Below are 22,202 nucleotides of genomic sequence, written 5' to 3'. Positions count from 1 at the left end.
AGGGCGGGCAGGGCGCGGGGCATCAACGGATGACGTCGCGCTCCTTTGCCTCTCTGATTTCACGCTGGCGCAGCGGCATCTTGTCGATGCTGCGGGTGATCTCGCGCACGTCCCATGGAAAGGGTTTGCGCAGCTCGATTTGGCCTTCCTTGTCGACCAGCACCAGCATGAAGCCCCGCGGGCGCATCCGCAGCCTCAGCGCACTGCGCGCGGCAGGGTCGGTATCGGTCAGCACGATGACATCACGCAACCGCAACTCTTCCTCGCGGTCGCGGAGGTATTCCATCTGCGCGACATATGCCGGATCGTTCTCGGAATTGGCAAAGACCAGAACGGGCCGCTTTTTCCATTGGAAGGCGCTGAGATCGGCCATATCGGCGGGCAGGAACAGCGGATCCTCCATCGGGGTATCGGCCCCTTGGGCAATCGCTGTGCTGGCGATCAATCCTGCAAAAACTAGTGAGATCAAACGTTTCATCAAGGCTCCTGTCCCTTCAGATATAGGGGGCCTGTACCATTTTGCGAAGGGCAAAGCGCCGCAGGGGGCATTTATCCCCGTGAGGGCGCGCCCCGTGACAATTCAGCCGCCGGTGATGCGCAGGCTTATGCCTGCCGCCCGGCGTTAAGGGAGAAGGACAAGCATATGACATCCGACCAAAAGGACGCCAAGACACGCTGGCAGGAACTGGCCACGGGCGAATTGCGCGGACGCAGCCTTGATGATCTGACGTGGAAGACGTTGGAGGGGATCGACGTACAACCGCTCTATACCGCCGACGACGTGAACGGGCTGGAGCATCTCGGCAGCATTCCCGGCGAAGCGCCGTTTACGCGCGGCGTGAAGGCGACGATGTACGCGGGCCGTCCTTGGACGATCCGGCAATATGCAGGTTTTTCGACGGCTGAGGAATCCAACGCCTTTTACCGCCGCGCGCTGGCCGCCGGGCAGCAGGGTGTTTCGGTGGCCTTTGATCTGGCAACGCACCGGGGCTATGACAGCGATCACCCGCGCGTTGAGGGCGATGTCGGCAAGGCCGGTGTGGCCATCGATTCGGTTGAGGATATGAAAATCCTCTTCGACGGCATTCCGCTGGATCAGGTCTCGGTCTCCATGACGATGAACGGCGCAGTGATCCCGATCCTCGCCAATTTCATCGTCGCGGGCGAAGAGCAGGGCCATGACCGTGCCAAGCTCTCGGGGACGATCCAGAATGACATCCTCAAGGAATTCATGGTGCGCAACACCTATGTCTATCCGCCGGAACCGTCGATGCGGATCATCGGGGACATCATTGAATATACCTCGGACCACATGCCGAAGTTCAACTCGATCTCGATCTCGGGCTACCACATGCAAGAGGCGGGCGCGAACCTCGTGCAGGAGCTGGCCTTTACCATCGCCGATGGGCGCGAATATGTGCGCACGGCGATTGCCGCAGGCATGGATGTGGATCGTTTCGCACCGCGGCTGTCGTTCTTCTTTGCCATCGGCATGAACTTCTTCATGGAGGCCGCCAAGCTGCGCGCCGCGCGTCTGCTTTGGTCGCGGGTCATGGCGGAATTTGAGCCGAAGAACCCCAAGTCATCGATGCTGCGGACCCACTGCCAGACCTCTGGCGTCAGCCTCGCTGAACAGGACCCCTATAACAACGTCGTGCGCACGGCCTATGAGGCGCTTTCTGCCGTGCTGGGCGGCACGCAGTCGCTGCACACGAACTCGCTGGACGAAGCGATTGGCCTGCCGACTGAGCATTCTGCCCGCATCGCCCGCAACACCCAGCTGATCCTGCAGGAAGAGACCGGCATCACCAATGTCGTCGACCCGCTGGCAGGCAGCTACTACGTTGAGAAGCTGACCGCTGATCTGGCCGAGGCCGCGTGGAAGCTGATCGAGGAAGTCGAGGAGATGGGCGGCATGACCAAGGCCGTGGCCTCTGGCATGCCGAAACTGCGCATTGAGGAAGCCGCAGCACAGCGTCAGGCGGGCATTGACCGGGGCACCGAGGTGATCGTGGGCGTCAACAAATACCGCCGCGATAAGGAAGAGCCGATCGACATTCTCGACGTCGACAACGTCAAGGTGCGCGCCGGTCAGATCAAGGCGCTAGAGCGCATCCGGGCCGAGCGCGATGACGCGGCCTGCACGGCTGCCTTAGGCGAACTGACACGGCGGTCCGCCGAGGGCGGCAATCTGCTCGACGCGGCGGTGGAAGCCGCACGCGCGCGCGCCACAGTGGGAGAGATCAGCATGGCGATGGAGAAAGAATTCGGACGGCACCGGGCTGAGGTCAAAACGCTTTCTGGCGTCTATGGCGCGGCCTATGAGGGTGACGAGGGCTTTGCCGACATTCAAAAATCGGTCGATGAATTCGCCGAGGCCGAAGGCCGCCGCCCGCGCATGCTGGTGGTCAAAATGGGCCAAGACGGGCACGATCGCGGGGCCAAGGTGATCGCCACCGCCTTCGCCGATATCGGCTTTGACGTGGATGTCGGCCCGCTTTTCCAGACCCCTGCCGAAGCGGCGCAGGATGCGGTGGACAACGACGTTCATGTTGTCGGCATCTCCAGCCAAGCGGCGGGGCACAAGACATTGGCACCGCAGCTTATTCAGGCGCTCAAGGATGCAGGGGCAGAGGATATTCTGGTGATCTGTGGCGGGGTCATTCCGCAGCAGGATTACAAATTTTTGGAGGACGCGGGCGTCAAGGCGATCTTTGGCCCGGGGACGAATATCCCGACGGCTGCGCAGGATATCCTCAAGCTGATCCGCGAGACCCGGAAGTGATGCAGGCTGAAACGGGCGCGGTCCAATCGGGCCGCGCGATCCGCCCGGCAGAGCGGCGCGATGCCGCTGCCGTGGCGGGCCTATGGAACGGCATGATCCGCGACAGCCTCTCGACCTTTACCACCGACGAAAAGACGCCAGAGGATATCACCGCCCTGATCGCCACCCGCGCCGACGCCTTTTGGGTGGCCGAAGACTCAGGGCAAGTCATGGGTTTTGTCACCTACGGCAGCTTTCGCGGCGGTCCGGGCTACGGCGCGACGGTCGAACATAGCATCGTGCTGGCGGACGCGGCACAGGGGCAGGGACTGGGCCGCGGCCTGATGACGCGGGCGGTCGAGGCGGCAGCGGCGCAGGGCCATCACGTCATGGTTGCCGCGATCAGCAGCGCCAATCCGGGGGCTGTGACTTTCCATGAAAAACTGGGCTTTGCGCAGGTGGGCCGGATGCCCGAAGTCGGGCGCAAACACGGGCAATGGCTTGATCTGATCTTGATGCAAAAAACCCTGTCAGCATCCTGACTTCCCCGGTGCCAGCGGTTAAGCTGGGGGCCGAATACCAAAGGGTCAGCCCATGTCGATCTGGACGCGCATCTCCGAAGCTTTGTCAGCCCTCACCGCGGGCGAGGGGCTGTCGGCTGTCTTTGACCGTCTGCGCAGCCCGCCTGAACGCTCGGTCGCCTTTACCATCGCAGTCATCGCCTTGGGCGCGAAGATGGCCAAGGCCGATGGGCTGGTGACCCGCGACGAGGTGACGGCCTTTCGCGAGGTCTTCCAAATTGCCGAAGGGGATCAGGACGGAGCGGCGCGGGTCTTTAACCTTGCGCGGCAGGATGTCACCGGGTTTGAGGAATACGCCAAACGCATCGCCAGCATGTTCAACGACCAGCCCGAGATGCTGCATGATCTGATGGAGGGGCTGTTTCACATTGCCATGGCGGATGGCGTCTATCACCCGAATGAAAACGCCTTTCTCGAAGATGTGGCTGCGATCTTTGGCATGGGAGAGGAGGCTTTTGCCTCGCTCAAAGCGCGGTTCGTGCCCGACAGTTCGCCCCTGCCGCGCACGGTTCTGGGCATCGGCCCCCATGCCACGCTCGAAGAAGCCCGCAAGGCGTGGCGGCGGCTGGTACGCGAAAATCATCCTGATGCCTTGGTGGCGCGCGGCTTGCCACAGGAGGCCATTAAGATGGCCGAGAAACGCATGATCGACATCAACCGCGCGTGGGAAACGATCTCGGGCAAACACGCTTGATGCGCATCGCGACCTACAATGTTGAGTGGTTCGCGAGCCTTTTTGACGATGACAATCAGCTCTACGACGACGGTGAATGGTCTTCGCGCTATCAGGTGACCCGTGCGCAGCAGACGGCTGCTTTGGTGCTGGTTTTCGGCGCGCTGGATGCCGATGCGGTGATGGTGATTGAGGCGCCGAACCAAGGGCGGCGGCAGTCCACCGTGGCAGCGTTAAAGCATTTCGCCGCGCGGTTTTCCCTCCGCGCGGGAGGCCGTCATGGGGTTTTCCAACGATACAGAGCAAGAGATTGCACTGCTTTATGACCCCGATAAGCTCACCGCCCGCCACACGCCGCAGTCGGCAGCAGGTGCTCCGCGCTTTGACCAGACGTTGCGGATTGATCTTGACGTAGACGCGACTGAGGATGCCGTGGTCTTCTCCAAACCGCCGCTTGAGTTGGAGGTGACCACGAAGACCGGCTTTGCCTTTCAGGTGATCGGCGCGCATCTCAAATCCAAAGCGCCTCATGGGGCCAAGTCGGAGGCCGATGTGCTGCGCATCGCCATCGCCAATAGGCGCAAGCAATTGGCTCAGGCGATCTGGCTCAGGCGGCGGATTGATGCGCATTTGGCGGCAGATCGGCCCGTGATGGTGATGGGTGATTTGAACGACGGGCCGGGGCTGGATGAGTTCGAGAGCCTGTTTGGGCGGTCTTCGGTCGAGATTGTGCTGGGGGAGGGGGCGGCAGCGCTCTTTGACCCGCATGCCAAACAGGCGCTTAGCCGACGGTTAGGGGCCGCGCCTACCAGCGCGCGGTTTTGGATCGCACCAGAGGAACGTTACCTTCAGGCGCTGTTGGATTACATCATGGTCAGCCCGCAAATCTGTGCCCGCGATGCCCGCTGGCGGATTTGGCACCCGATGGATGACCCCGCTTGCTGGCAAAATGTGGCCCTGCGCGATGCGCTTCTTGCGGCGTCGGATCACTTTCCGGTCACGCTGGATGTCGACCTTTAGGCGGGCTTGTGCCCGTGCATCGGCAGAAGACTAGAAATCCCGAACGCGCCGCCTACATCAATTGCATGACACGTTTCATGCCCCTTATCGCCCTTTGCACGATGCTGACGCTTGCGGCCCACGCACAAGAGGACACCGAAGAACGCGGCCTCGGCTTGATGGAGCGCGGCGCGCAGATGTTCATGGACGGGATCATGGATGAAATGGGCCCGGTCATGGAGGGTTTCGAAGGCTTTAGCGAAGCCATGCGCCCCGCCCTGCGCGATTTTGCGCGTGAGATGGGGCCGAAGCTGACGGAACTGCTGGATGAGGTCGAGGACTGGAGCGCATACCAAGCGCCCGAGATGCAGCCCAACGGCGATATCATCATTCGCCGCAAGCCGGATCATCCGATGGTGCCACCAGACACGCCGACAGAGCCTGCCCCCCAGATCGACCTGTAACCCGGGCTATTTCGGAGGGCGCTTGCCGGTGCGCACATGGACTTCGGCGTCAAGCGATTTGGCGAGCGAGTTCAGTCGGGCCTCTGCGACCTCACCGAAGAGCGGCACCATGTCGGGGGTGAGCCACAGTTCCAACTGCTTTTTCTTGGGGAACCAGCGCAATTCGCCGCGCTGTTCGCCCTTGTCCATCCAGAGCATCGCACCAAAGCGCATGGCCTTGCCAAGGATCTCGGCCTCCAGACGGGTCTTTTCGTCGACCATCTCATAAAGGTCTTCGAACCGGGTGTTTTCGCGTTTGTTGGAATAACGGTGCAGCAGCGCCAGCCCCAGATAAATCCGCTCCGCGTGTTTGAGCCCGCCAAGGTTGGCGCGGGTGGCGTTGTCAAAACAGGTCTCGGCCCGGTAGTCGGGATGCGCGCGCCAGCTGACATCATGCAGGAGGCAGGCCGCTTTGACCAACCGCCTGCGCGCATGCGGGGCAGAGCGGTAGAGCGGCAGGATGAAGTTATAGAGCACCTTACCAAAGCCGGGCATCCGCGCGTCTTTGGCTTCGGCGAAATAGCAGGCCTCGATCAGCGGATCACGGTCGCGCAGGCGTTGCGGCATCTGCTCATAGAGCATGCCTTCGCGGATGCCGTAGCTGGAAATGGCGATGTCTTTGGGGCGGAAGGTTTTGACCAGACGGCTTAGCACCTCGGCGGCGTAGGGCACCAATGACATCCGGCTCGACGACACGCCGCAGGCGCTGCGCAACTCTTCCAAATCAGAGGTTTGGATGAACTTCACCGTCTCCCGGACCGAGGTCACGGTCATGCGGTATTCATGCAGAACATGCAGCGGATAGCCCCGGCGGTACATGTCGATCCGCGCGATAGCGCGCCATGAGCCGCCCACAAGGAACAGCCGGTCGCGCTGGTTGCCCATCTTTTCCTGAAGGCCGGTGATGACCTCTTTGATATGGGCGTGCCGCCCCTTGGCACCGCCCTTGAGATCGCGCAATTTCAGCGGCCCGAGTTGCGAGGTCACCCGCCGCCCGACACGCCCACCGGAGATTTCTGCCAGTTCCATCGACGAGCCGCCGATGTCGCAGACAAGGCCGTATGCGCCAGGCCAGCCCAGCAGCACCCCTTGGGCCGAAAGCCGGGCCTCTTCCTCGCCGTCGATCACCCAGATGCGCAGGCCGGTTTCGCGCAGCACATCGGCGCAGAACTCGCGCCCATCGCTGGCATCGCGCACCGCTGCGGTGGCAACGACCGTGAGTTCCGACAGGCCCATGCCATCGGCAAGCTTGCTGAACCGCCGCAGCGCCGAGAGGGCACGGGCGCGGCCTTCGGGCGACAAGTGGCCCGTCTCAGACATGCCAGCACCAAGGGCACACATAATCTTTTCGTTATAGAAATAGGCCGGAGAGCGGGCCGCGCCGTCGAACACCACAAGGCGGACAGAGTTCGAGCCCACATCCACCACGCCCACCCGCGCCAGCGCGCGCGCACCCGGATCCTGAAACAACGGTTTCGCGAAAAGGCCCAGTTCCGCCACGCCGGTCTCAGGGACGGGGGCGGCTCGGGAAGGGTCGGTCTGGTCTGCCATCAATGCTCCTGCGGGCCATCCGTTTGAAGGGATAATTGGCGCAGGGGCGCGGTGAGGTCAATTGCTAACGGACCTCTCCATAGGTCAATCCTCGGTATGGGTCAGCTTGGGCACATCCGACGCCCCCGCGCTGCCGCGCCCCGAGAGCGAGGGGTTTTCCATAAAGAAGCGGTGGCAGTTAAACGCGAACGTCCCCTCCGGCACGGCGGGCCGGGTGAATTTGCCATCCGGCCCCATGACCCAGCTTTGCGCCACGTCAGCCAGATTGGCGGCCATGATCTGGCTGGTGATCTGTGCCTTGACGGTCGGGTTCTCGATCTCAACCAAAGTCTCGACCCGGCGGTTGAGGTTGCGGCCCATCCAGTCAGCGGAAGACATGAAAACCCGCGCTTTTTTATGCGGCAGCCCGTGGCCGTTGCCGACACAGACAATGCGGCTGTGTTCCAGAAAACGGCCAATGATGGATTTGACGCGAATGTTGTCCGACAGCCCCTTAACGCCGGGGCGCAGCCCGCAGATGCCGCGAATGACAAGGCTGATCTCCACCCCCGCTTGGCTGGCATCATAAAGCGCGTCGATCACCTCGGCGTCGATCAGGGCGTTCATCTTGGCCCAGATTACGGCGGGGCGTCCGGCGCGGGCATGGTCAGCCTCGGTGGCGATCATCTCAAGCAGGCGCGGCTTGAGCGTGGTGGGGGAAATGGCGAGGTTTTCCAACTGCTCTGGCGGGGCATAGCCTGAGAGGAAGTTGAAGACTTTCGTGGCATCGCGCCCAAGGCTCGAGTCGCAGGTGAAAAGCGACAGATCCGTATAGATCCGCGCGGTGATCGGGTGGTAGTTGCCGGTGCCGTAGTGGGTATAGGTCACCAGTTGATCGCCTTCGCGGCGTACCACGGTCGAGATCTTGGCGTGGGTCTTGAGGTCGAGAAAGCCATAGACCACATGCGCGCCCGCGCGTTCCAAGCGGCGTGACTGGCGGATATTGGCGGCCTCATCAAAGCGGGCTTTCAGTTCAACCAAGGCGGTGACGGATTTACCATCCTCGGCAGCCTCGCAGAGCGCGCTGACAATCGGGCTGTCGCGCGAGGTGCGGTAGAGCGTCTGTTTGATCGCCACCACGTCGGGATCCCGCGCCGCTTGGGCAAGGAAGCGCACCACCATATCAAAGGTCTCATAGGGGTGGTGCAGCAGCATGTCCTTTTGCCGGATCGCGGCGAACATATCGCCATCGTGGTCGCTGACGCGCTCGGGCACGCGCGGGGTGAACTGCGGCCACAGAAGGTCGGGCCGGGCGTCGGTCACCAGTTTCGACAGATCGGCGATGCCGAGCATGCCTTCGATTTCGATCACGTCTTGGGGCCGCACGCAAAGTTCGCGCATGACGACGGATTTCAGCTTTTCCGGGGCGCCCGCGGAATGGGTCAGCCGCACGACTTCACCGCGGCGGCGGCGTTTCAGGGCGACTTCGAACTCGCGCACGAGGTCTTCGGCCTCGTCTTCGACCTCAAGATCGCTATCGCGCAGCACGCGGAATTCGAAATGCGCCTTGAGTTTGTAGCCCGGAAAGAGGTTGGGGATGTTGATGATCAGCAGGTCTTCGAGCGGCAGGTAGCGCAGGCAGCCGTCGGGCGCGGGCAGGGGTACGAAGCGGTCGATCTGGCCGGGGATCGGCAGCAGCGCTTGCAGGGGGCGTTTGTCGCGGCTGCGTTCCAGTTGCAGCGCCAGCGCATAGCCGGTGTTGGGGATGAAGGGGAAGGGATGTGCCGGATCAATCGCCAGCGGCGACAGCACGGCGAAGACTTGGTTAAGAAAGACCCCTTCGAGATGTTTGTGGTCCGCCTCGGTCAGGTCGGCGGCGCGTTCCAGCATGATGTTCTGCGCGTCCATCTCGGTCATGAGGTCAACCAGCACACGCTGTTGGGACATCATCAGGTTGCGGGCGTCTTCGTTGATCAGCACCAATTGCTCACCGGGGCTCAGCCCATCGGCGGCGGCGGTGGTATTGCCCGCTTGGGCCAGTTCGCGCAGCCCCGCGACCCGCACGGTATAGAACTCATCCAGATTGGTGGCTGAAATCGACAGAAAGCGCAACCGTTCCAGCAGCGGCACGCGCGGGTTCTCGGCCTCTTCCAGCACCCGCCAGTTGAAGTCGAGCCAGCTTAGCTCACGGTTAAAGAAACGGCCCGGCCCGGCGGTATCAAGCTCGGGCAGATCGGTGGCGGGCGGAAAGGGCGCTTGCAGGAAATCAGCTTGGGTCATGCGGGCCTCATGACATTGGAATGTAACGGGTTTGCGAAGGCTTGCGTTAATTATTCCAGTATCACGCGCGGGGCGGGGCGATGTCCAGCACCTGCGCGGCCAGTGCGCGGGTCAACGGGCGCTTCTGCGCAAGGCTGGCGGCATCCAGCCGGTCGACCAGCGCGATGGCAGCGGCAAAGGAACGATCCATCCGGGTCATCAGGTAGTTGATCAGTTCCGGTTTCGGCGTCAACTGCCGGTCGGCCAGCAGCTTGACCAGCAGGGCCGAGAGCAGCGCGTCATCGGGGGCTTCCATTTCGACCATCGTGGCGCCGCGCATCCGGCTGACCAGATCGGGCAGCGTCAGCCCCCAATGGGCCACCGGCCCCGTGCCGGTGAGCAAGAGCGCCTGACCCTCGGCCAGTACGAGGTTGTGCAGGTGAAACAGGGCCGTTTGCGCTTCTGCGTTCCCGGCGATCAGATGGACATCTTCGACGGCGAGGGGGCCGCGGGCGAGGGCGGGAATGTCGGCCTCCAGCAGGTCGGCAGCACTGATGATGCGGGCGCCCGACAGGTCCGCCCAAACATGCGTCAGATGCGTCTTGCCCGAGCCTTGTGGCCCGGTCAGCGCCAGCTTGCCGCCCGCCCAACCGCGCCAGCCGTCGATCATCGCCATCGCCATGGCGTTGGAGGGGGCGACAAAGAATGCGTCGCGGCCCAGAGCCGTCCGGCTGGGCAGGTTCAACCCGAGTTGGTGGGCCATGTCAGCGAATGTCCTCGTCGACGGTCGTTTCAGGCTCGCGGCCTTTGTAGAGCACGCTTTCACGGTAGCGCGCCGTGGCGAAACGCGCGATCACCCCGATGGCGGCGGCCACGGGCACCGCGACCAGCAGGCCGACGAAGCCGAAAAGCGTGCCGAAGACCGACAGCGCCAGCAGCAGCCAGACCGGATGCAGCCCGACGGAGTTGCCGACGAGTTTTGGTGTCAGCAGATTGCCCTCGACGATCTGGCCCAGCACAAAGATGCCAGCCACCAGCCCGATCGACACCCAATCGCCCCAGAATTGGAACAGCGCCAGCCCGATCGCCAGCGCCCCACCGATCAATGCGCCAAGGTAAGGGATGAAAGTGACCAAACCGGCCACGAAACCGACGACGAGGCCGAACTGTAGCCCCACCAGCATCAGCGCCACGGCGTAATAGGTGCCAAGGATCAGGCAGACCGTGCCCATGCCACGCACGAAAGAGGCGAGCGTCGCGTCGATCTCCCGCGCCAATTGCCGGATCGTCGGCGCATGGTCGCGCGGCAGCAGCCGGTCAATGGCGGCAACCATGCGGTCCCAGTCGAGCAGCAGGTAGACGGCGACCACGGGCACGATGACGAACAAGAGCAGGATGTTGATCAGCGAGGCAAAGGAGGCCAGTGCGGTTTGGAACAGCTCACCACCGCGTTCTTGGATCGTCGTGCCCAAGGTGGTCAGCGAGGTGCGCAGCGTCGAATCGTCGTCCAACAGCGAGGGGAAACGGTCGGTGATGAAATCGGTGAAATTGCGAGTGACCTTGGGCGCGGTCTCGATCAAGTTGACGGTTTGGTTCACTAGCGTCGGGATGACCAAAAGCGCCATCAGCACGAAGATCAAAAGAGCCGCCACGGTGATCAGCGCGGTGGCCATCACACGGCTCAGCCCCAGACGCTCCAGCCGGTCGGCCACCGGATCAAGGAAATAGGCAATCGCCCCGCCGAGCAGGAAGGGCAGCAGCACGTCGCCCATGAACCACAATGCCACCATGAACACCGCCGCAGCGATGCCCCAGTATTTCAATTGGTCTCGGATTGGCAGGGCCATGATGCTCTCCGGCAGGGAATGTTCTCACATCGCCCATGTGGCGTTTCGTTTCAAGTCTTGGCTGCTTAACTTGGGGGAGATCGGGCGGCCATCGCAGCAGCACGCTGTCCGTTGTGCACAGGCCGCTCGAGAGATGGGCGCTGTGCGCCGCGGGCGGCCAAGCTCTCGCGCTGCCGTGCGATGTGATTGTCTCGCCTCCTGACATGCACTAGTCAGGGGGCAATTCGCTCAATGAGGAAACACCATGCGTCTGTCCCAATATTTTCTGCCCGTGCTGAAGGAAAACCCTGCCGAGGCGCAGATCGTCAGCCACCGGTTGATGCTGCGGGCGGGGATGATCAAGCAATCCAGCGCGGGGATCTATTCTTGGCTGCCGTTGGGCTACAAGGTGCTGCGCAAGGTCGAAGAGATCGTGCACCAAGAGCAGCAGCGCGTGGGCCATATCCCGATGCTGATGCCGACGCTGCAATCGGCGGATCTGTGGAAGGAATCGGGCCGCTATGACGCCTACGGCCCCGAGATGCTGCGCATCCGCGACCGCCAAGACCGCGACATGCTCTATGGTCCCACCAATGAGGAGATGATCACCGACATCTTCCGCAGCCATGTCGGCTCTTACAAAGACCTGCCGCTGACGCTCTATCACATTCAATGGAAGTTCCGCGACGAGATCCGCCCGCGTTTCGGCGTGATGCGGGGCCGCGAGTTCCTGATGAAAGATGGCTATAACTTCGACCTCACCAAAGAGGACGCGCTGCACGCTTACAACCGCCATCTGGTGAGCTACCTGCGCACCTATGAGCGGATGGGCTTGCAAGCGATCCCGATGCGTGCTGATTCCGGCCCCATCGGCGGCGATGACACGCATGAATTCCTCGTGCTGGCCGAAACGGGCGAGTCGGAGGTCTTCTATGACAGCGAGATCACCGATCTGACCTTTGGCGACCGCGAGATTGACCCCAGCGATCACGACGCCTGCCGCGCTGTGCTGGATGAGTTCACCTCGCGCTACGCCCGCACCGATGAGACCCACGACCCCGAGCTTTTCGCCAAGGTGCCCGAAGAACGCCAGCGCACCGCGCGCGGCATCGAAGTGGGGCAGATTTTCTACTTCGGCACGAAATACTCCGACGCGATGAACGCCAAGGTCCAAGGCCCGGACGGCAAGCAAGTGCCGGTGCATATGGGCAGCCACGGCATCGGCGTCAGCCGCCTGTTGGGCGCGATCATTGAGGCCAGCCACGACGACAAGGGCATCATCTGGCCTGAGGGCGTGACGCCCTTCCACGCCGGGATCGTGAACCTCAAGCAAGGCGATGATGAGGCCGATGCAGCCTGCGACGCGCTTTATAAGAGCCTCAAAGCGCTGGGTCTCGATCCGCTTTACGACGACCGCAAGGGCGGGGCGGGTATGAAATTTGCGACGATGGATCTGATCGGTCTGCCGTGGCGCATCACCGTTGGGCCACGCGGGCTGAAGAATGGTGTGGTTGAGTTGACCAGCCGCCGTACGGGTGAAAGCGAAGAGCTGCCGCCAGAGCAGGCGGTCGAAAAGCTGGCGAAAATCTACGCCGGTATTGCCTGAGGTCGCCGATGATCCTGCGGGCGCTGACATTGGCCGGTGGGATCATAGGGGCAGGGATTGCGGCGCAAGGCCCGGGGTTTTCCCGGGCCTATGTGTTTGAGCTAGAGGCCGCAGAACGCAGGCTTTCGCAAGTGGTGGCGGATTTCGACCGTGCGGCCGAAATTGTCGGGCTAGACAGAAAGGCCGCTCTGGCGCGGCTGCGTGGCTCGGCCCTTTTGGAGCGTCGCCGCATTGACCTGATCCGCAATATTGAGCGTCACGCGACACTGGAGGCGGAATTGCCGCCCCTTAGCGCAGCAGGCCCGTTCTTGCGCAGCTATTATCTGCTGCATGCGCCGGATGCTGACGCCCTGCGCGAAACCGTGCGTGCCTTTTCGCCCTCCGCCCCGCGCAGCCGTGCGGAATTTATCTTTGCCGTTTTGGGGTTCATCGGAGGGGCCGTTTTTAGCCGGTTCCTTTTGTGGCTGCCCACATGGCCCGCGCGCTTCCGCCGCCGCCGGGCATTGCGTTCTTGACCCTTCTGAGGCAAAGGCTCACGTTGCGCGCACCTCAGACCGGAGCCCTCCCCGATGGCCAGTAAGCCCACCCGAACCGCCCCATTCGCGGCCTTTGAATGGATGATCGCTTGGCGCTATTTGCGCGCCCGCCGCGCCGAGGGCGGGGTGAGCGTGATGACGTGGATCAGCCTGATCGGCATCACGCTTGCGGTCTTTGCGCTGATCGCCACACTGTCGGTTCGCTCAGGGTTTCGCGCCGAATTTGTCGACACGATCCTTGGCGCCAACGCCCATGTCACGGTCTACACGATGGGCGAGGTTCAAGAGACTGGCCAGATCGACCGCACCATCGCCAACTATACTGAGATGGCCGCCGAGGTTGCAAAAGTGCCCGGCGTGACCCGCGTGGCCCCCTTGGTGCGCCAGCAGGTCATGGCGAACCGGCGGCAGTCCAACGCAGGCGTTGAGGTCTTTGGCATCGCGTCTGATGATCTGATGACCATCCCCGGCATCCAGCCTTCCGAGCGCTCTTTCGGTGACATCGGTCGGTTTGAAGAGGGCATCGCCATCGGCAGCGGCGTGGCGCAGTCTTTGGGCGTGCAGGTGGGCGATACGATCAAGCTAATCTCGCCCAATGGGGTGAAAACCGCCTTTGGCACCAGCCCGCGGGTGAACGGTTATGAAGTGGTCTATATCTTCTCAGCCGGTCGCTATGATATTGATAAGACACGTGTCTATCTGCCGATCGCCGAGGCGCAGAGCTTTTTCAACCGCGAGGGCGTCGCGGATGAGTTGGAGGTTATGGTCGAAGACCCCGAGAGCGTTGACGCCATGGCGCGGGCATTGATGCAGGCGGCGGGGGATCGGGCGCAGGTCTGGACATGGCGCGATGCGTCCGGCTCGTTCCTTTCGGCGCTGGATATCGAGGACCGGGTGATGTTCGTGATCCTCTCGGTGTTGGTGTTGATCGCCGCGATGAACATCGTCTCGGGGCTGATCATGCTGGTCAAGAACAAGGGCCGCGACATTGGCATTCTGCGCACCATGGGGCTGTCTGAGGGCTCGGTGCTGCGGGTGTTCTTTATCTGCGGCGCGTTCACGGGGATCATCGGCACCGCCGCGGGCGTGGTGCTGGGCGTGCTCTTTGCGATCTACGTCGACCAGATTTTCGCCTTCGTGAACTACCTCAGCGGCGGCAATGCTTGGGATGCGTCGATCCGCGGCATCTATTTCCTGCCCGCGAAACTGCAACTGGGCGATGTGCTCTCCGCCGTGGGGCTGTCGCTTGGCCTTAGCTTTGTCGTGACGATTTTCCCCGCCCGCCGTGCGGCGCGGATGAACCCTGTGGAGGCCCTGCGCTATGAATGATCCCGTCCTGCGCCTGAGCGGCATTTCAAAGGCCTACAACCCCGGCAAGCCCAACGAGGTGCAGGTGCTACGCGGCATAGACCTGACGGTCGCCCCCGGTGAAGTCGTGGCACTGGTCGCCCCTTCGGGTGCGGGCAAGTCGACGCTGCTGCACATCGCGGGGCTGCTGGACGCGGCTGACAGCGGCACGGTTGAGATCGCGGGCGATGACCTCACGGGGCAGAGCGACCGCAAGCGCACCGGGGTGCGCCGGGCGGATGTGGGATTTATCTATCAATTCCACCACCTACTGCCCGAATTCACCGCGCTGGAAAACATCGTGCTGCCGCAGCTTGCCAATGGCGTGGCCCGCAAGCCGGCCGAGGCGCGGGCGCGTGATCTACTGGCACAGGTGGGCATTGCCGAGCGCGCGGATCACCGCCCCGCCGCTATGTCTGGCGGTGAGCAGCAGCGGGTGGCCTTCTGTCGGGCGCTGGCCAACGAGCCGCGTCTGTTGCTGGCGGATGAGCCGACGGGTAACCTCGACCCCTCGACCTCGGATCAGGTGTTTGCAGCACTGATGGCGCTGGTGCGCGGCACCGGGCTTTCGGCGGTGATTGCCACGCATAACCTCGAACTGGCTGCGCGGATGGACCGTCAGATCCGTCTTGAGGCTGGGCAATTGGTGCCGGTCTGAGCCGGGCCTGATCTAGCCGCAGATATTGTCCAGCTCGACCCCGTCCCAAGGCAGACGCACATCATGGGCGCGACTTTGGGGCAGGGGGGCGACGGGCATGGCTTCGGACAACATGTCGTGCAACCGCTTTGTGCGCGGCGCTTGCGGGTCCAGCGCACGACAGCAGACAAATTCCTCAACGATAGAACCCTGCTGCTCGTAGCCGAAATCGAGGAAGCGCGGCTGCGTGTCGACCTCGAAAAGATAGGGATCGGGGCTGGTGAACTGCTCTGAGGCCGCGCGCAGTGGTGAGTAACCGGTGAGCTTACGGTTCTGCCATTGCCAGACATGGGTGATCTCATGCGCGAGCAGCATCGCGGCGATCAGGCCGATGCGGTCAGGGTGATCGGGCAGGTAGTCGTCGAGGTACCAATCCTTGTCGAAAAGCAGGTTGTTCCACAGGGCCACGGCGGCGGGTTTGGAGGTCACGGTGTCACCTTCCTGCGGCGGCAGGATGCGCTCGCGGCAGGTGGTGCGCGGGCGCGGCTTGCGGGTGAAGGTAACGGCGCGGGTCGGGGCCCCGTCGTGCAAGCGCACGCGGTCGTAGTCGACGGAACTGCCGTGGATGGTGGAGAGATAGGCGCGCTCGTTCTCCGTCAGCGGACGACCGCAGGCGGTGAGGAGTAGGAGAAGGAGGAGGGCGCGGATCATGGGGGGGAGTTAGGACCGGTGGGGGCGGCGGATCAAGGGGAAAGATTTGGGCTGGGTGCGAAACGGTAGGGCCGCGCCCGACCTCAGCCCGGAGGGCGGCGCAAGCCGTGGGGGCACGCATGTGCGCCCTCCCCGGGGAGGGCGCCACTATTTCGGCTTAAATTTATGGACGAACTGTATGCTGTCCCGGAGATAGTCCAAATCCGATGGATCACTCTGTTTGTGTATCATTCTATGGCAAGTTGGGCAGAGCACATAGAAATCGTCCGGAATTTTGTAGCGCCTACTTTCGCCCTCCGCCAACCAATTGACGGGAGACGTATGGTGCACGTCGAGGGGCGTTTTTTCGGGCGGACCGGAATATTTCATGTGGACTTCGGGGTCGAAACCACAACCTTCGCAAACCGCATTGCGCCTCTGAAGCACGGCCTTTCGCACTCCCGCCGCTCTCTCGATTCTTTTTGATAGGCTATACTTTCTCACTTCTTCGATGGAAGTGCTGTCCGCGTCGTCACGAAGTACATCTGTAGGTGTAGTTCCTCCGCGATCGATTAGCGCTTCATAGGCAGCAAGCATCTGCTCGAAATCGCTATCGAACATGTCCTCGTCGATAACTTCGGGACTATAGCGCCGGCCAAATGAATGCCCGGCAGCGTAGCCGCTAGGTAATGATTCATCGGAGCCCAAATCGATTGGTGAAATGTCAAAATTATTCGCGAAATCAGAAACTCGTTCGCGGATATCTAAGGCACGTCGTTCGAGAACTTTGCGACCGCGTGTTTCACCAAACTCTTGATAGACGGCTGTCGTACCCTGATTCAGCGAGAGATAAATATCACGCGTTTGCGCATTTATGAGATAAACGACGTAAAACCCATTGGTAGCGCTTTTCGTAATGAGCGGATCAAAAAATCCTAGCCAGGGTACCCCGGCCCATTTTCCAGCGCCGACGCTCGCCTTTACGGTTAAGTCGTAGGGTAGAAAAATAAGCCGTTTCTTAGCTTCTAAGGCCAAGTCGTGCCGGACAAAATTTCCAAATTCACTTCCTGCAAATGGCTTTGCGCGCTCGTATGCGTATCCCTCGGCAGTCGAAGCGAGCATCTCATAGAGCCTACTCAAACATCCAACTCCTCCACAAACTGCGCATTCTGCTGAATATACTCAAACCGCATCTCCGGCTTCTTCCCCATCAGCCGCTCCACCAAATCCCCGGTCTCGCCCGGCACGTCCTCATCCACGGTTACGCGGATCAGCTTGCGGGTGGCGGGGTCCATGGTGGTCTCTTTCAGGTCCTTCGCGTCCATCTCGCCCAGACCTTTAAACCGGCTCACATCAATCTTGCCTTTGCCGCCCAAGCCCTTCTCCAGCCACATGTTTTTCTCAGCTTCATCCAAGCAATAGACCCGCTTGGCCCCTTGGGTCAGACGGAACAGCGGCGGGCAGGCCAGGTACAAATGCCCTGAATCAATCAGCGGGCGCATCTGGGTGAAGAAAAACGTCATCAACAATGACGCGATATGCGCGCCATCGACGTCGGCGTCGGTCATGATGATGATCTTGTCATAGCGCAGATCGTCGAGGTTGAATTTCGTGCCCATGCCAACGCCAAGCGCCTCGCAAAGGTCGTTGATCTCGGCGTTGGTTGTGAGCTTGCTTGAGGCCGCGCCCAGCACGTTCAGGATCTTACCCTTGAGCGGCAGCAGCGCCTGCGTATTGCGGTTGCGCGCGCCCTTGCCAGAGCCACCCGCCGAGTCGCCCTCGACGATGAACAACTCGGTGCCTTCGCGGGTCTTGCTGGTGCAATCGGTGAGCTTGCCGGGCAGGCGCAACTTCTTGGTGGCGGATTTACGGGCGGTTTCCTTCTCTTGCTTGCGGCGCATCCGTTCCTCGGCGCGCAGGACGAGGAAATCGAGGATGGCACCGGCGGATTTCGTGTCCGCCGCCAGCCAGTTATCAAAGTGGTCGCGCACGGCGTTCTCAACCAGACGCGCGGCTTCGGTTGTGGCCAGACGGTCCTTGGTCTGGCCCACGAATTCCGGCTCGCGGATAAAGCAAGATACCAGCGCGCAGCCTCCGGTGATCAGGTCGTCGCGGGTGATGTCCTTGGCCTTGCGGTTGTTCGCCAATTCGCCATAAGCGCGGATGCCTTTGAGGATCGCAGCCCAGAAGCCGCCTTCGTGAGTGCCGCCCTCGGGCGTGGGCACGGTGTTACAGTAGGACTGGATGAAGCCGTCACGCGCGGGCGTCCAGTTGATCGCCCATTCGACCTTGCCCGGCACGCCAAAGCGTTCTTGGAACTCGACCGTTCCGGCAAAGGGGTTTTCGGCATAGGTGGTTGATTTGCCAAGTGTTTCGCGCAGGTAATCAGCCAGACCGCCGGGGAAGTGAAAAGTCGCCTCCATCGGCGTGTCGCCGTCTTCAATCTCAGATTTCCAGCGGATTTCGACGCCGGAGAACAGATAGGCTTTGGACCGGACCATCTTGAGCAGGCGGGCGGGTTTGAAACGGTGGGCGCCGAAAATCTGCTCATCCGCGTGGAAAGTCACCGTGGTGCCGCGCCGGTTGGGCGCCGCGCCGATCTTCTCCACCGGGCCTTGCGGGATCCCGCGGGAGAAGCGTTGTTCGAACAGTTCGCGGTTCCGCGCGACCTGCACCACCATCGAATCCGACAGCGCGTTGACTACGGATGCACCAACCCCGTGCAGACCGCCCGAGGTCTGATAGGCTTTGCCCGAGAACTTGCCGCCCGCGTGCAGCGTGCAGAGGATTACTTCAAGCGCGGATTTGTCGGGAAACTTCGGGTGCGGGTCGATCGGGATGCCGCGGCCGTTGTCGCGAATGGTGACCGAATAATCGGCGTTCAGCTCCACCTCGATCCGGTTGGCATGGCCCGCCACCGCTTCGTCCATCGAGTTGTCGAGCACTTCGGCCACAAGGTGGTGCAGAGCGCGTTCATCTGTGCCGCCGATATACATGCCGGGGCGCTTGCGGACAGGCTCCAGCCCCTCCAGCACTTCGATGGAGGAGGCATCGTATTCGGTGGGTTCCTGGCCGGAAAGAAGATCGGTCATGCGGGCCTGCTCTTTGTTTGTGGGTGGGGGCCATTTTGACAGCCCCGCGCGCCGGGGGCAATCGCGGGTTTGTCTTGTTGGGTGGATTTAACCGGGTCAGCTGGCTTTGGCGCGCAGCCAATCAGCAAGGGTCTCTTCGTCGATGCGGCCTTGGGCCACTTCGCGGATCAGGTCGCCTGCCTCGACGGTGTCGTGGTCAAGTTGCACCCCATTGAGATCAAGACAGATATCGAGAACGAGATGCGCGGTTCGCTTGTTCGCGTCGTTGAAGACATGCCCCGTGGCAACCGCCACGCAATAAGCCGCAGCGAGGTCAAAGACATCTTCGAACATGCCGTAGACCAGTCGGTTGTCGACCCGTGCCAGCGCTCCTTCGAGTGATTTGTCCAAGGTCATGCCGGCTAGCTCGCCGGGGTTTAACGCAGAATCGTGGATCCTGACGACGAGGTCAGGTGAAAGCAGCACATAGGTCATTTATCTTTGAGATAGTCCAGAACCGGCTGGTTGATGTGCTTTCTGCGGGCAATGCTCTCCATCACCTCATCCAGCGTGGCCACGCGCGGCTCCTCCTGCAGGGTCGCCTCGGCGGGTACGAAATACCCCACACAGCGTGAGTTCTTCATCACCGCCACGGGTCTGCCGCCAGAGCGTTCCAACACCTTATGCGGTTCGCGCATTTCGGTCATGGTGGCGATGTGGTTGGTATGGATGCGGGTCATGGCGTGGCTCCTGAATACACATCTCAATATACATTTTGTTGCGCATTTTACAAGGGCCGCGTCCTGCACCAATCAAGGATCGCCTTTGCCACAACTGATGGCTTTTGGTGGTGCAACCAGTGGTCCGCGCCTTCTATCTCAATACGGGTAAGGTCTGGCGCGAAGGTTTCCAGCCCCGCGGTGGCTTCGGGCAAAAGGGCGGTATCCTCGGCCCCCCAGATCAGCAGATGCGGGCAGTTCACGCGCAAACGTTCAACCGGGAATTCTGGCAGGTCGCGCAGGGGCTTGCCGGGCGCCGCAACCTGCAGGGGGGAGGCGCGATACCAGTTGATCATCGCCCTCAGCCGCCCCGGACGCCCCCATTCCGCGCGGTAATCCTCAAGCCGCTCTGCCGTCAGCCAACTCAGGTCCATATGCGCCGAAAAGAGCTTTAGCAGCCCGGCGAAGTCATCTTTGGCCAGCCTCACCGCGCTGCCTTCGGCGCGCAGCGCGTTGATATATTGCGAGGCGCTCGACTGCGCACCGCCTGCGGCCATGGCACGCTGAAAAGGCACGGGATGCACGCCGTTGAGAATGATCAGCCGGGCCACCAACTCGGGTCGAAACATCGCCAATGCGTATCCCACCGAAGCGCCCCAATCATGCGCCAAAACTGTCACCGGCCTGTCGCCGATCAACGCGGCCATATCGGCCATAAGATGCGCCATCGCGTAGGGTTCGATCCCTTCGGGCGCGCTGCTTTGGCCATAGCCGCGCTGGTCGGGGGCGATGCAATGGAAGTGCTGGCAAAGCAGCGGGGCCAGATCGTGCCATGCGCCGCCATATTCGGGAAAGCCATGGAGCATGAGCAGCGGCGGCAGGTTCTCATCGCCCCAATGGCGTATGAAAATCTCCTGACCATTCACGCGGCGGGTTTCGGTCCGTGTTGCTTCCATCGCGAGCCCTCCTGCCATCAGCTTTGCCGCTCAGGGCCGCAGACGCAAGGAATTCATGGCAAAATCAGGGCAACAAAGCCCCGCAACCCTATGATAGAGCGCAAAAACCGGACTTTCCCTTTGCAGCGGCCCGGCGTAAGGCTGGCCCATGACCAAAGTAATGACCAACCGCAATCACGTCCGGGCGATCCTGACGCTTGGCCTGCCGCTGATCGGCGGACATCTGGCACAGATGGCCATCGGGGTGACCGATACGGTCATGCTGGGCTGGTATTCGGTCGAGGCGCTGGCGGCGGTTGTTCTGGGCAGTACCTATTTCTTCGTGCTGTTCATCTTTGGCTCGGGCTTTGCCATGGCGGTGATGCCGTTGGTGGCCGCCTATGACGCCGAGGGTGACGAGATTGGCCTGCGCCGCGCCACGCGCATGGGGCTGTGGCTGTCGGTGGGTTTTGCGATGATCGCGCTGCCCGCGATGATATGGTCGCCTGCGGTGCTGGACCTGCTGGGACAGGGGCCCAACCTTGCCGATACGGCGGGTGATTACCTCAAAGTCGCAGGCTGGGGCATCGTGCCTGCGCTGCTGGTGATGGTGCTGAAATCCTACCTTGCTGCCTTGGAGCGGACTCAGGTCGTGCTATGGATCACCCTGCTGGCTGCCGTGATCAATGCGATGGCGAACTACGCGCTGATCTTTGGCAATTGGGGCGCGCCGGAGCTTGGTGTGATGGGCGCTGCCGTGGCCTCGGTCACGACGCAATGCGTTTCGCTTATCGGGGTGGTGATCTATGTGCTGATCGCCCTGCCGCAACACAGTCTGTTCGTGCGGCTCTGGCGGGTCGATACCCAGATGCTGGTGCGGGTCTTTACGTTGGGGCTACCGATTGGCCTGACCACGCTGAGCGAAGTTGGCCTGTTTGCGGCCTCTTCGTTGATGATGGGCTGGCTGGGGACGATCCCGCTGGCGGCGCATGGGATTGCGATCCAGCTCGCCTCTCTGACCTTCATGGTGCATCTGGGGCTGAGCAACGTCGCCACGATCCGTGCGGGCAATGCCTATGGCCGCCGCGACGTGCCGCATATGAAGCGCGGCGCGGTGATTGTCACGGTCCTGTCGCTGGTCTTTGCCCTGATCACCATGGTCGGTTTTGTGGGCTGGCCCGAGCCGCTGATCTCGGTTTTCATGCAAGAGGACGAGCCTGCGCGGGTCGAAATCCTTGCCATTGGCACCGGCCTTCTGGTCATGGCCGCGCTGTTTCAACTGGTCGACGGGGCGCAGGTGGTGGCGCTTGGCCTGCTGCGCGGGGTGCAGGATACCAAGATCCCGATGGTGATGGCCGCGATCAGCTATTGGGTGGTCGGCATGCCCTGCTCCTATTTCCTTGGCTTCACGCTGGGGTTCGGAGCGATGGGCATTTGGGCCGGTCTGGTGGCCGGGCTGGGCGTTGCGGGGCTGCTGCTCAACGCGCGGTTCTGGGGCGTCACGGTCAAGTCACTGGCCGGGTAAC

At 61.9% G+C, this 22,202-nt stretch carries 20 protein-coding genes and 1 pseudogene; 10 read left to right on the top strand and 11 right to left on the bottom strand.

Translation table 11 applies throughout. The features are described from left to right. Nucleotides 1–22 precede the first annotated feature (22 nt). A complete protein-coding gene (locus tag K3762_RS13110; protein ID WP_120351541.1) occupies nt 23–478 on the bottom strand; it encodes a DUF4174 domain-containing protein in 456 nt (151 codons plus the stop codon). A 165-nt stretch (nt 479–643) separates the two neighbouring features. Between K3762_RS13110 and scpA the strand changes: the two genes are divergently transcribed. The 5 genes and pseudogenes from scpA to K3762_RS13085 all read left to right on the top strand — a co-directional run bounded on the left by scpA (nt 644) and on the right by K3762_RS13085 (nt 5,481). Beyond that, nucleotides 644–2,785, top strand: a complete 2,142-nt coding sequence (gene scpA / locus K3762_RS13105) for a methylmalonyl-CoA mutase (RefSeq protein ID WP_260009794.1) — start codon at nt 644–646, stop codon at nt 2,783–2,785. Beyond that, on the top strand, nt 2,785–3,306 hold the full coding sequence (locus K3762_RS13100) for a GNAT family N-acetyltransferase (RefSeq protein ID WP_260009792.1): 522 nt from the start codon (nt 2,785–2,787) through the stop codon (nt 3,304–3,306). Before scpA ends, K3762_RS13100 begins: the two co-directional genes overlap by 1 nt. 52 nt (nt 3,307–3,358) lie before the next feature. Beyond that, nucleotides 3,359–4,039, top strand: coding sequence for a molecular chaperone DjiA (locus K3762_RS13095; RefSeq protein ID WP_120351538.1), 681 nt, complete (start codon nt 3,359–3,361; stop codon nt 4,037–4,039). After that, nucleotides 4,039–5,038 (top strand): annotated as a pseudogene (locus K3762_RS13090) (endonuclease/exonuclease/phosphatase family protein). The gene K3762_RS13095 and the pseudogene K3762_RS13090 overlap by 1 nt, the downstream one beginning before the upstream one ends. A gap of 77 nt (nt 5,039–5,115) precedes the next feature. After that, nucleotides 5,116–5,481 carry a hypothetical protein gene (locus K3762_RS13085; protein WP_260009790.1) on the top strand — a complete coding sequence of 122 codons (366 nt, stop codon included), beginning with the start codon at nt 5,116–5,118 and terminating at the stop codon, nt 5,479–5,481. A gap of 6 nt (nt 5,482–5,487) precedes the next feature. Here the strand turns inward: K3762_RS13085 and K3762_RS13080 are convergent, their stop codons facing one another. The 4 genes from K3762_RS13080 to K3762_RS13065 form a co-directional block, all read right to left on the bottom strand. Continuing rightward, the gene (locus K3762_RS13080) at nt 5,488–7,071 is read right to left on the bottom strand and encodes a Ppx/GppA family phosphatase (protein WP_260009788.1); all 1,584 of its coding nucleotides are present in this window, start codon (nt 7,069–7,071) and stop codon (nt 5,488–5,490) included. Between the two features lie 84 nt (nt 7,072–7,155). Further along, nucleotides 7,156–9,330, bottom strand: coding sequence for an RNA degradosome polyphosphate kinase (locus K3762_RS13075; RefSeq protein ID WP_067626891.1), 2,175 nt, complete (start codon nt 9,328–9,330; stop codon nt 7,156–7,158). A gap of 61 nt (nt 9,331–9,391) precedes the next feature. Then, nucleotides 9,392–10,072 carry an HdaA/DnaA family protein gene (locus K3762_RS13070; RefSeq protein WP_120351536.1) on the bottom strand — a complete coding sequence of 227 codons (681 nt, stop codon included), beginning with the start codon at nt 10,070–10,072 and terminating at the stop codon, nt 9,392–9,394. A 1-nt stretch (nt 10,073) separates the two neighbouring features. Continuing rightward, the gene (locus K3762_RS13065; protein WP_067937490.1) at nt 10,074–11,156 is read right to left on the bottom strand and encodes an AI-2E family transporter; all 1,083 of its coding nucleotides are present in this window, start codon (nt 11,154–11,156) and stop codon (nt 10,074–10,076) included. A gap of 244 nt (nt 11,157–11,400) precedes the next feature. On the opposite strand from K3762_RS13065, the gene proS reads away from it, so the two are divergent. The 4 genes from proS to K3762_RS13045 are packed head-to-tail and all read left to right on the top strand — an operon-like array spanning nt 11,401 to nt 15,282. Continuing rightward, the gene (gene proS / locus K3762_RS13060) at nt 11,401–12,741 is read left to right on the top strand and encodes a proline--tRNA ligase (RefSeq protein ID WP_093926792.1); all 1,341 of its coding nucleotides are present in this window, start codon (nt 11,401–11,403) and stop codon (nt 12,739–12,741) included. Between the two features lie 8 nt (nt 12,742–12,749). Then, a complete protein-coding gene (locus tag K3762_RS13055; RefSeq protein WP_120351533.1) occupies nt 12,750–13,256 on the top strand; it encodes a DUF2937 family protein in 507 nt (168 codons plus the stop codon). A gap of 54 nt (nt 13,257–13,310) precedes the next feature. After that, complete coding sequence (locus tag K3762_RS13050) at nt 13,311–14,606, top strand: lipoprotein-releasing ABC transporter permease subunit (protein ID WP_260009785.1); 1,296 nt, start codon at nt 13,311–13,313, stop codon at nt 14,604–14,606. Further along, nucleotides 14,599–15,282, top strand: a complete 684-nt coding sequence (locus K3762_RS13045; protein WP_132445198.1) for an ABC transporter ATP-binding protein — start codon at nt 14,599–14,601, stop codon at nt 15,280–15,282. Before K3762_RS13050 ends, K3762_RS13045 begins: the two co-directional genes overlap by 8 nt. Before the next feature lie 12 nt (nt 15,283–15,294). On the opposite strand, the gene K3762_RS13040 is transcribed toward K3762_RS13045, so the two are convergent. The 6 genes from K3762_RS13040 to K3762_RS13015 form a co-directional block, all read right to left on the bottom strand. Further along, nucleotides 15,295–15,972 (bottom strand): hypothetical protein, encoded by a 678-nt coding sequence (locus tag K3762_RS13040; RefSeq protein WP_132445196.1) that lies wholly within the window; start codon nt 15,970–15,972, stop codon nt 15,295–15,297. A 147-nt stretch (nt 15,973–16,119) separates the two neighbouring features. Continuing rightward, a complete protein-coding gene (locus tag K3762_RS13035; RefSeq protein WP_132445194.1) occupies nt 16,120–17,091 on the bottom strand; it encodes an MrcB family domain-containing protein in 972 nt (323 codons plus the stop codon). Then, nucleotides 17,088–19,043 carry a DNA topoisomerase IV subunit B gene (parE, locus tag K3762_RS13030; protein ID WP_132445192.1) on the bottom strand — a complete coding sequence of 652 codons (1,956 nt, stop codon included), beginning with the start codon at nt 19,041–19,043 and terminating at the stop codon, nt 17,088–17,090. The genes K3762_RS13035 and parE overlap by 4 nt, the downstream gene beginning before the upstream one ends. Before the next feature lie 96 nt (nt 19,044–19,139). After that, complete coding sequence (locus tag K3762_RS13025) at nt 19,140–19,517, bottom strand: type II toxin-antitoxin system death-on-curing family toxin (RefSeq protein WP_132445190.1); 378 nt, start codon at nt 19,515–19,517, stop codon at nt 19,140–19,142. Then, nucleotides 19,514–19,762, bottom strand: a complete 249-nt coding sequence (locus tag K3762_RS13020; RefSeq protein ID WP_132445188.1) for a hypothetical protein — start codon at nt 19,760–19,762, stop codon at nt 19,514–19,516. The genes K3762_RS13025 and K3762_RS13020 overlap by 4 nt, the downstream gene beginning before the upstream one ends. A 47-nt stretch (nt 19,763–19,809) precedes the next feature. Continuing rightward, entirely contained in the window at nt 19,810–20,697 is an 888-nt protein-coding gene (locus K3762_RS13015) for an alpha/beta fold hydrolase (RefSeq protein WP_260009778.1), read from the bottom strand. A 148-nt stretch (nt 20,698–20,845) separates the two neighbouring features. Between K3762_RS13015 and K3762_RS13010 the strand changes: the two genes are divergently transcribed. After that, the gene (locus K3762_RS13010; protein WP_132445184.1) at nt 20,846–22,201 is read left to right on the top strand and encodes an MATE family efflux transporter; all 1,356 of its coding nucleotides are present in this window, start codon (nt 20,846–20,848) and stop codon (nt 22,199–22,201) included. Nucleotide 22,202 lies beyond the last annotated feature (1 nt).

It is taken from the genome of Sulfitobacter sp. W074 (genome assembly GCF_025142275.1).
GTDB lineage: Bacteria > Pseudomonadota > Alphaproteobacteria > Rhodobacterales > Rhodobacteraceae > Sulfitobacter > Sulfitobacter profundi.
Note: the sequence above shows the minus strand (reverse complement) of the source record. Positions and strands in the feature narration are given on the sequence as shown.

Coding starts and splice junctions, on each gene's coding strand:
- K3762_RS13075 (WP_067626891.1), bottom strand. CDS start 9,330: ATGACCCAAGCTGATTTCCTGCAAGCGCCCTTTCCGCCCGCCACCGAT.
- K3762_RS13020 (WP_132445188.1), bottom strand. CDS start 19,762: ATGACCCGCATCCATACCAACCACATCGCCACCATGACCGAAATGCGC.
- K3762_RS13100 (WP_260009792.1), top strand. CDS start 2,785: ATGCAGGCTGAAACGGGCGCGGTCCAATCGGGCCGCGCGATCCGCCCG.
- K3762_RS13050 (WP_260009785.1), top strand. CDS start 13,311: ATGGCCAGTAAGCCCACCCGAACCGCCCCATTCGCGGCCTTTGAATGG.
- K3762_RS13065 (WP_067937490.1), bottom strand. CDS start 11,156: ATGGCCCTGCCAATCCGAGACCAATTGAAATACTGGGGCATCGCTGCG.
- parE (WP_132445192.1), bottom strand. CDS start 19,043: ATGACCGATCTTCTTTCCGGCCAGGAACCCACCGAATACGATGCCTCC.
- K3762_RS13045 (WP_132445198.1), top strand. CDS start 14,599: ATGAATGATCCCGTCCTGCGCCTGAGCGGCATTTCAAAGGCCTACAAC.
- K3762_RS13080 (WP_260009788.1), bottom strand. CDS start 7,071: ATGGCAGACCAGACCGACCCTTCCCGAGCCGCCCCCGTCCCTGAGACC.
- scpA (WP_260009794.1), top strand. CDS start 644: ATGACATCCGACCAAAAGGACGCCAAGACACGCTGGCAGGAACTGGCC.
- K3762_RS13110 (WP_120351541.1), bottom strand. CDS start 478: ATGAAACGTTTGATCTCACTAGTTTTTGCAGGATTGATCGCCAGCACA.
- K3762_RS13015 (WP_260009778.1), bottom strand. CDS start 20,697: ATGGAAGCAACACGGACCGAAACCCGCCGCGTGAATGGTCAGGAGATT.
- K3762_RS13055 (WP_120351533.1), top strand. CDS start 12,750: ATGATCCTGCGGGCGCTGACATTGGCCGGTGGGATCATAGGGGCAGGG.
- K3762_RS13040 (WP_132445196.1), bottom strand. CDS start 15,972: ATGATCCGCGCCCTCCTCCTTCTCCTACTCCTCACCGCCTGCGGTCGT.
- K3762_RS13010 (WP_132445184.1), top strand. CDS start 20,846: ATGACCAAAGTAATGACCAACCGCAATCACGTCCGGGCGATCCTGACG.
- K3762_RS13085 (WP_260009790.1), top strand. CDS start 5,116: ATGCCCCTTATCGCCCTTTGCACGATGCTGACGCTTGCGGCCCACGCA.
- proS (WP_093926792.1), top strand. CDS start 11,401: ATGCGTCTGTCCCAATATTTTCTGCCCGTGCTGAAGGAAAACCCTGCC.
- K3762_RS13070 (WP_120351536.1), bottom strand. CDS start 10,072: ATGGCCCACCAACTCGGGTTGAACCTGCCCAGCCGGACGGCTCTGGGC.
- K3762_RS13095 (WP_120351538.1), top strand. CDS start 3,359: ATGTCGATCTGGACGCGCATCTCCGAAGCTTTGTCAGCCCTCACCGCG.
- K3762_RS13025 (WP_132445190.1), bottom strand. CDS start 19,517: ATGACCTATGTGCTGCTTTCACCTGACCTCGTCGTCAGGATCCACGAT.